This window comes from Dokdonella sp. (genome assembly GCF_035703485.1).
Lineage (GTDB): Bacteria > Pseudomonadota > Gammaproteobacteria > Xanthomonadales > Rhodanobacteraceae > Dokdonella.
The window spans coordinates 48135-56941 of the sequence record NZ_DASSYD010000022.1 but is presented as its reverse complement, the minus strand read 5'-3'; the positions used below and the strand labels follow the sequence as shown (position 1 = coordinate 56941).

Below are 8807 nucleotides of genomic sequence, written 5' to 3'. Positions count from 1 at the left end.
CCCTTCTGGTCCTCGCGGTAGTACAGCAGCTGGTCGGAGTCCTGCGGCTTGTACTTCTGGCCGAACGGCGCGTAGATGCCGATCTGGCGGAACATGCCTTCCATGCCAAAGGTGCGCGCTTCATCGGCGACGATCGGCACGATGCGCGGACCGAGCACCTTGTCGCGCAGGAGCAGGTTCATGCCGCGAACAAAGGCCATCGTCGTCGAGATTTCGCGCTCGCCGCTGCCCTTGGTCAGCTGGGCCAGTGCATCAAGCTTCGGCGTCTCCAGTGATGCGGATTTCATGCGCCGTTGCGGCAGAAAGCCGCCGAGTGCCTTGCGCCGTTCGAGCATGTATTCGATCTCCGGCGAATCCTTGCCGGGGTGGTAGTACGGCACGTTCGGCAGGTCGTCGTCCGAAATCGGGATGTTGAAACGATCGCGGAACGCAGCGATGGCTGTGTCATCCATCTTCTTTTGCTGATGGGTGATGTTCTGCGACTCGCCGGCCGAGCCCATGCCATAACCCTTGACCGTCTTGGCCAGGATCACGGTTGGCATGCCCTTGGTGTTGACCGCCTGGTGGTAGGCCGCATAGACCTTGTGCGGATCGTGGCCGCCGCGATTCAGACGCCAGATGTCGTCATCGGACAGACTGGCGACGAGCTGCGCGGTTTCCGGATATTTGCCGAAGAAATGTTCGCGCGTGTAGGCGCCGCCGAAGGCCTTGCAGTTCTGGTATTCGCCGTCGACGGTTTCCATCATCAGCTTGCGCAGAATGCCCTTGGTATCGCGGGCGAGGAGCGGATCCCAGTAGCTGCCCCAGCACAGCTTGATCGCATTCCAGCCAGCGCCGCGGAACACGCCTTCGAGCTCCTGGATGATCTTGCCGTTGCCGCGAACCGGACCATCGAGACGCTGCAGATTGCAGTTGATGACGAAGATCAGGTTGTCGAGACCTTCGCGCCCGGCCAGCGAAATCGCACCCAGCGACTCCGGCTCATCGGTTTCACCATCACCGATGAAGCACCAGACCTTGCGATCACTCTTCTCGATCAGGCCGCGATTCTCAAGATACTTCATGAACTGGGCCTGGTAGATCGCCTGCAGCGGTCCCAGACCCATCGACACAGTGGGTACCTGCCAGTAGTCCGGCATCAACCAGGGATGCGGATAGGACGGCAAACCCTTGCCCTTGCCCTGGACCTCCATGCGGAAATTGTCCAGTTGCTCGGTGCTGATGTGGCCTTCAAGGAACGAGCGCGCGTAGATGCCGGGGCTGGAATGACCTTGATGGAGAATCAGATCACCAGGGTGCTCATCACTTGGCGCGCGCCAGAAATGATTGAAACCGACGTCATAAAGCGTTGCACTGGAAGCAAAGCTGGCGATATGTCCGCCCAGATCGCCCGGTTTGCGATTGGCGCGGATAACCATGGCCATCGCATTCCAGCGGATCAGTGAGCGGATCCGCCACTCCATCGCCGGATCACCTGGGCTCTTGGCCTCCATGTGTGCCGGAATCGTGTTGATGTACTCGGTGGTCGGCCGAAACGGCAAATGGCCACCGGCACGCCGGGTTTCCTCGACCATGCGCTGCAGCAAATAGTGCGCGCGCTCGGTTCCGTCGGTCTGCAGTATCGACTGCAGCGATTCGATCCATTCCTTTGATTCGACCGGGTCAAGGTCTTGATCGAGGATGTCGTTGAGCTGGTTCATTCAGGATTCTCCGGACACGATGGCCATGCGCGGGCAGCTGCCGCGACGCAGTTTGCGGTTAGTTTAACCGTCTGCGCCGATTGCCGCATGCGAACGTGAGCGCCGGGGGTTTTCCGGAGCTTGAAGGTGAGAATTCGTGCCTGACCTTGGCGGTGCGATGGGTGTGGGGATTTGCTCCGCTACGCCTGTGGGTCTCTACCATGCGCCATGCCGGCGAGACTACCCGCGTGATATTCGCTGGAGACAAGCCGCTGAGGCTAGGAGTGTCGCGAGCAAAATCAAGACGAGTGGTGACAGTGTGGGGATCGGCTTTGGCGGTTCAACTGCGCGGCGCAAGGTCACCGAGGCGCTGTTGTTACTGGGATTGGTATCAATGAAAAAAGCTGGCATCTCAAATCCAAATACCAGGGCGGATGGAGCGTTTGGACTCAAAGCAAGGTTGAGATGACAAATTCGCGTTTCACCGACTTCAAGTGTGCCCCATCGGTCAACCCCCACACGTAATAGTAGAAGTAGGAGAATTCGGTATCCCCGACGACAAGCCCCAAACCTTCGCAATCCGTCGTCGCGATGAACACTTCGAACTCGTTCGTAAATTGGGAGCTCGAGAACGCGACCACATCGACTGGCTCGGGCCCGTGATTGGTCGCGGAAAGGGTAAATGTGATCGGCTGACCAGAAACCAGTCCTGAATTCGGCTCAGCAACTAGATTCACCGATACGTCGGCGGGCACCATGATGTTTCCCGCCAGTGCGGGCGACAGCAAGAAGGGGAAAGACAAAAGCAGTATTTGCGCCGCATGCATTTCATTCAAATCCGTCGGCGAATATTCGGCCTGCACTGAGTTTCCAGTCCCGAGCGAATGGTGCAACTTCAGCAATTACACGCGCGTTTTCTCTCGTGTCCACGACCCCTGTCTGGAAAGTCCAGTCCCCCATATAGTCAACTTCGGAATTGGAATAATTGAAGACTTGAGTACAGTCGCCGCGACACAGCAACGGTGGATTGTTGACTTTATAGGACATGATTGTGCGTTTGCCGCTCTTCTTGGCGTTCTGCGGGTTCGCCCAGTGGCCGAAGGCCGAGCAGATCAGCTCCGTTGTATTCAAGGTGTTGGCTGGATTGTGGTTTGCGCCCAGGAGGTGTGCAAACTCGTGTTGGAAATTCGCTGGCGAGAAAGTGCAATCATGGACCGCTACACCAACCGCAAGCGGGGAAAACCCGGCAGGCTGGGGCGCATCGTAGCCAGGAATATAGGCGAGTCCACACAATCCTCCGTCAGGTGTTTTCCGCACCAACATTGCGATGTCTGCGGCCCAGTAGTCGCGTAATGCCATAGGTGGATTCTCGTCTCGAAGGTAAAGAAGATCGCTCCACATCGATTGAGACGCGTTGCGGGAGATCTCTTGCGCATGAACGAGATTCACTTCAGCTAACGGAAAACCTGTTTGCGCGCTGGCGCTATTGACCATGGCCTGTTGCGTCTCATCCATCAGCTGCTGCATGGCCAGTTGTACATTGCCACCCGCGCCTCGATGCTCTGGCGCAGCGTCGTCGTGCACAAGAGCAGTACATCGATACAGTCTCCCTACTGTTTGGATTGTTCCACCGTACGCCCGTTGTTGCGTCGGCACAAACTGAGGGTTGCGCGGCTTTTCCTTACGCATCGCAAAACAGTTTTAGCAAAGGAGCAGGGATCCGGCTTGGGGGAGGCACGGAGCCAAATGCCGCTAATGCAACGCTGATCAAGTGGCGCAATCGTCATGGCACTCAGAAGGTTCGCCAGTTGTGCTGCGTGGCGAAGTGAAGGCTGGTTGCCTTGACGAGCCGCGTGGTGCGGCTGGCGGACCTTCTGAATGCCACCTGCATCAACAAACACAATCGGTTAGGCGACGCCTGTCTGCGCGCAGCTCTTTGTTGCGCTGGCTTGAAGTACGGCCAGCGCATCTGCGCCAGCGCGCCGCGATCTGCACGCAGACAGGCGTCGTGACGATTGCGCCACTTGATCAGCGTTGCCCTAACTCCTGGTCGAGGCACGCCCAATCAAAACCGTTCGTCCTGAGCTTGTCGAAGGATGAACTCACGTTGCATGACGGCTGAGGCGAATTTCCGCTCATGGTTCGACACGCTCACCACGAAAGGAAGTTGAATAGACCTTACAGACGGTCGAAGGATCAAAAACCAGTGGAAACATGCTCCAGCCAGCCAGATTGGCGGTCCCGCCGAGTAGGAGCCGCCAAGCTGCGAAACCCGCAGCAGAAACGATGCAGGCGAAGGAGGGATCCTGCGTTCAGGTCGTTTCGGTAACCTGCGCCGCGCGAATCTGCGCCTCGACCGCCGCAATCGCGGTCATGTTGACGACGCGACGCACGGTCGCGGATGGGGTCAGGATGTGTACCGGTTTGGATACGCCCATGAGGATTGGACCGAGGCCGACACCTTCCGTCATGACCCGGGTGATGTTGTAGCCGATATTGGCTGCGTCCAGATTCGGGCAGACGAACAGGTTGGCCCGGCCCTTGAGGCACGAGTTTGGAAACAGGCGGTCGCGAACCTCTTCGTTGAGGGCGGTGTCGGCGTGCATTTCACCTTCGATCTCAAGATGCGGTGCGCGCTCGCGAACGATTTCCAGGGCGTGGCGCATTTTTGTCGCCGAGGCATCTTCGTGGCTGCCGAAATTGGAATGCGAAAGCAGGGCGATCTTTGGTTCGACGCCGAACAGGTGCAAGCGGATCGCTGCCTGAATGGTGGATTCGGCGATCTGTTCGGCGGTCGGGTCAAGCTTGACATGGGTGTCGACGAAGAAGAACACGCCATTGTTGTTGATCATGCCGGTCATGGCCGAAGGTGCATGCACATTCGGATCAAGCGGCAGGATGTCCTGGATATAGCGCAATTTCTTGTGGTATCGACCGATCAGTCCGGCCAGCATGGCATCCGCTTCGCCGCGATGCACCATCAACGCCGCAATGACGGTGGAGCGCGAGCGTACGATCGCCTTGGCCGCATCCGGGGTCACCCCGCGTCGTTCGAGCAGGCTGTGGTAGAGCATCCAGTATTCCTTGAAGCGTGGATCGCTCTCGATGTTGCAGACCTCAAAATGTTCGCCGGCCTTGAGGCGCAGGTGCATGCGTTCGATGCGTGCCTCGATGACCGCCGGTCGACCGATCAGGATCGGCCAGGCCAGCTTGTCATCGGCGATGTGCTGGATCGCGCGCAGGACAGTTTCTTCCTCACCCTCCGCATAGACAACGCGCTTCAAATCGTTGCGCGCGCGCTCGAACACCGGTTTCATGACCAGGCCGGTACGGAAGACAAAGGAGTTGAGGCGTTCGCGATAGGCCTCGATGTTGTCCAGCGGCCGCGTCGCCACACCGGATTCCATGGCGGCCACGGCGACTGCGGATGACAACTCGACCAGCAAGCGCGGATCGAACGGTTGCGGAATCAGGTACTCGGCTCCGAACGAACGTGCCTTGCCGCCGTAGGCACGAAGGGCGACGTCGGAAACCTCGCGTCTTGCCAGTTCAGCAATCGCCTTGACGCAGGCGACCTTCATCGCCTCGTTGATCACGGTGGCACCGACATCGAGTGCGCCACGGAAAAGATAGGGGAAACACAGGGCGTTGTTGACCTGATTTGGATAGTCCGAGCGACCGGTGCCGACAATGGCGTTGGGTCGGACTTCCCAGATCAGTTCCGGCAGGATCTCAGGGGTCGGATTGGCCAGAGCAAAAATGATCGGGCGTTCGACCATGCGCTTGACCATGTCCTGGGTCAGCACGCCGGGACCGGACAGTCCGATGAAAATGTCGGCACCTTCGATGACGTCGTCAAGCGTGCGTGCGTCGGTGTCGCGCGCATAGCGTTGCTTGTTCTCGTCGAGATCGGTGCGTCCGGTATGGATAACGCCACTGCGGTCGGCGACCCAGATGTTTTCTTTCGGCACGCCAAGATGGACGAGCATGTCCATGCACGAAATGCCGGCTGCTCCGGCACCAGTGTGAACGATCTTGACCTCGTTGGGTTTCTTGCCGATCACCTCAAGCGCGTTGTAGAAGGCCGCGCCGAGGATAATCGCCGTGCCGTGCTGATCGTCGTGGAACACTGGAATGTTCATGCGATCGCGCAGGGTGCGTTCGACGATGAAGCATTCGGGGGCCTTGATGTCTTCCAGATTGATGCCGCCGAAACTCGGTTCGAGACTGGCGATAATCTCGATCAGCTTCTGCGGATCGGATTCGTTGATCTCGATATCGAACACATCGATGCCGGCAAACTTCTGGAACAGCATGCCCTTGCCTTCCATGACCGGTTTGGCCGCGAGCGGGCCGATGTCACCAAGTCCGAGCACCGCGGTGCCGTTGGTGATGACCGCGACCAGATTGCCGCGTGAAGTCATCTCGGCGGCCATGTTCGGGTCGCGGACGATTTCTTCACAGGCGAAGGCGACGCCAGGAGAGTAAGCCAGAGACAGCTCGCGCTGGGTGACCACGGACTTGGTCGGCACGACCTTGATCTTGCCGGCCGGCGCGCGCCGGTGATAGTCGAGAGCGGCTTGCTTGAGGAGATCGATTTCGCTGGTCATGGCCGGATTTGATGCCTCTGGAATGGCGATATGGCGAAGTTTTCGACTATATCACGCAGCATTGCCCAGGCTTGATTTGCTGCCTGCAATTCAACGCGGCTACAGCGCCAGAACCAACTCTTCCGCCTCGACGTGATCGAGGCGGATCTTGTTGGCAAACAGCGAGAACGCGAGCATCGTGGCGAGGCCGTTGGCATGTCGGATCCAGCGCGGCAGCCAGACCGGTGCGGCAATGTAGCTGGAATCAAATTCCGCTTCGAGGGCGATCACATCGTGCAGATTCATCTTGCCCGCAAACAGGTTTCGGCAAAGGTTCAGTTTCTGGTTCTTCAACGCCCAGCGAAAGAACGTATGTACGGAAAGCAGGCCATGCAGGTAGACGCTGTCCTTGGTGAACGCCGAGCCTCCGCTGACCGGTGAGCCGCGGAACACACGCTGGGCCGAGGAGAAACTCTCGGCTTCGGTTTGTCCGGCATCGAGGAAAAAGCGGAAGACTTCAATGAAGTCGGCACCGTTCAGGGCCATGTCAATGGCAAGAATGCGCAGGCTGATGCGCTTGATGCGTTCGATATCGAGCGAGCCCGTCATCAGCTCGGCGAACACGGCCAGGCCTTCCTGGGTCGCCGTGATGCGTGGCGAACTCAAGCCCAGCGAAGCGAGGTTCGGCTGACGTCGACCGTTCAATGCGGTCAGCGTATGCACGAACGCTTCGTGTTCGAGAAGCTGGTTGCGATCGTATTCGGTAAAGCAGGTGGCCGAGCGCAGGCGAATCCGCGTGGCGCCGGCTGCGGCTTTCGATATCAGCCGGTCATCGACCTCGACGCTGACCGTTCCGTTGCCGAAAAAGGCGTCCAGTTGCTGCTGCAGATCCTCGCGCAGAACCGCTGCGGGGATGCAGTAGTCGGCCTGGCTGAGCATCACTTCGCCATCGAGCTCGTCGGCGAGGCTGATGAAATGCCTGGCCGCATCGAGATTGCTCAACTCGCTGCCCGGCACGCGTGAATCAGGTTTCCCATAGAGCTCGATCGAGTGCGTCGTCAGCGCGTGGGTGCCAGCGGCATCGAGCAATTCGGTGGCGACACGCCAGGATTGCGCATTGCGCCGGATGTAGTCTCCCACTGGATGCCCGGGGTCCGCTGCATCGTGGATCGCGATGATCTGCTCGCGCTCGGCGGAATGGTCGCTCGGCAAATAGTCGATTTCAGGCAACTGCGGCTTGCCGGTTTGCCATGATGCGAGAAACGCGGCTTGGGCCGAGGCTGGCCAACTGATCGAGCCGAGGATGCGGATACTGCGGACCGCAGCCACCAGTTGCGCGTCGAGGCGGGAATGATGATCGAGGCTGTCAGCGCTTTTGCTCATGGGAGATTGCCAGGGGTTAGCGTTTCACTCGAACGGGATCAGCATGGCCCTGGGGGTGGCGCGTGCGTTCATCTGCGTTCGAATTTCTCATCGCTGCGTCGGCTCAGGGACTTGGTCAGTACGCGGTTTTCGGTCTTGCGACGAAGCTGGGTTTCGAGGCTGTCGGCGGCTACGGAAAGCTCGTCGCGCAGTTTCAGGTAGTTGTGCCAGCGTGCATTGTCGAGGCGGCCATCTTCGAGTGCGGCGCGAACGGCACAAGCAGGTTCGCTGAGATGGCTGCAATCGCCAAACCGGCAGGTCTGGGCGAGCTCCTCGATATCGCCAAATTGGTCGCCATCGAGGGTTTCCTCGCCGGTCAACTTGATCTCGCGCATGCCGGGCGTGTCAATCAGACAACCGCCGCTCGGCAACTGGATCAGGGCGCGATAGGTGGTCGTGTGGCGACCGCGGCTGTCGGTTTCGCGTACCGCATTGGTGGCCTGGCGGGTCTCGCCGAGCAGGGTGTTGGTCAAGGTTGATTTGCCGACTCCGGAAGAGCCAACCAGTACAGTCGAGGTGCCGGGACCGAAATACTCGGAAAGGACGCCGATGCTGTCGGCGGATTTTGCATTGATCGCATGGATGGCGGTGCTCGCTGAAACGCGCTTGCGCAATTCCTGCTGCGTGGACTCGACCGCGTCGGAGGTGTCGGCCTTGGTCAGCACCACGACGGCTTTTGCACCACTGCCTTCGACGAGCATCAGATAGCGCTCGATCCGCGAAGGATTGAAGTCGCCATCAAGGCCGCTGATGATCATCACGGTATCGATATTGGTCGCGATCAACTGACGCAGATGACGTTCGCCGGCGGCTGCGCGAGCCAGCTCACTGCGCCGCGGAAGGATGCGTTCGATCATCGGCGGCTTGGCCGAGGTGACCATGACGAAATCGCCTACTGCCGGTCGGCTGCACGGATCAATGCCCGGCTTGATGAAGCGCGGGGCAGGTTGTGCGTTGAAGGCGTGATCGCCGTCGTGCAATTCATAGCCGGCGCGATGCTGGGCGATAACGCGCGCGACGCGCAAGCCAGGTTGATCGGCAGGAGGTTTCGGTAGTTCGCCACGCCAACCGATATGGGCAAGCAGGGATTCGGAGGGTTCGCTCATCGCCGTGATTC

Annotated in this window: 6 protein-coding genes; all 6 read right to left on the bottom strand. The window is 59.2% G+C overall.

The window, feature by feature from the left end; all coding sequences use genetic code 11:
- Positions 1-1700 (bottom strand): pyruvate dehydrogenase (acetyl-transferring), homodimeric type (gene aceE, locus VFN25_RS02060; protein ID WP_325138290.1); only part of this gene is annotated, 1700 nt, incomplete at its 3' end.
- A gap of 428 nt (positions 1701-2128) precedes the next feature.
- Entirely contained in the window at positions 2129-2542 is a 414-nt protein-coding gene (locus tag VFN25_RS02055; RefSeq protein WP_325138288.1) for a hypothetical protein, read from the bottom strand.
- Positions 2508-3368 (bottom strand): M12 family metallo-peptidase, encoded by an 861-nt coding sequence (locus VFN25_RS02050; RefSeq protein WP_325138286.1) that lies wholly within the window; start codon positions 3366-3368, stop codon positions 2508-2510. Before VFN25_RS02050 ends, VFN25_RS02055 begins: the two co-directional genes overlap by 35 nt.
- Before the next feature lie 623 nt (positions 3369-3991).
- A complete protein-coding gene (locus VFN25_RS02045) occupies positions 3992-6289 on the bottom strand; it encodes an NADP-dependent malic enzyme (protein WP_325138284.1) in 2298 nt (765 codons plus the stop codon).
- A gap of 99 nt (positions 6290-6388) precedes the next feature.
- Positions 6389-7651 carry a flavohemoglobin expression-modulating QEGLA motif protein gene (locus VFN25_RS02040; protein ID WP_325138283.1) on the bottom strand — a complete coding sequence of 421 codons (1263 nt, stop codon included), beginning with the start codon at positions 7649-7651 and terminating at the stop codon, positions 6389-6391.
- Positions 7652-7719: 68 nt separating this feature from the next.
- On the bottom strand, positions 7720-8796 hold the full coding sequence (gene rsgA, locus VFN25_RS02035) for a ribosome small subunit-dependent GTPase A (RefSeq protein WP_325138281.1): 1077 nt from the start codon (positions 8794-8796) through the stop codon (positions 7720-7722).
- Positions 8797-8807: the final 11 nt, after the last annotated feature.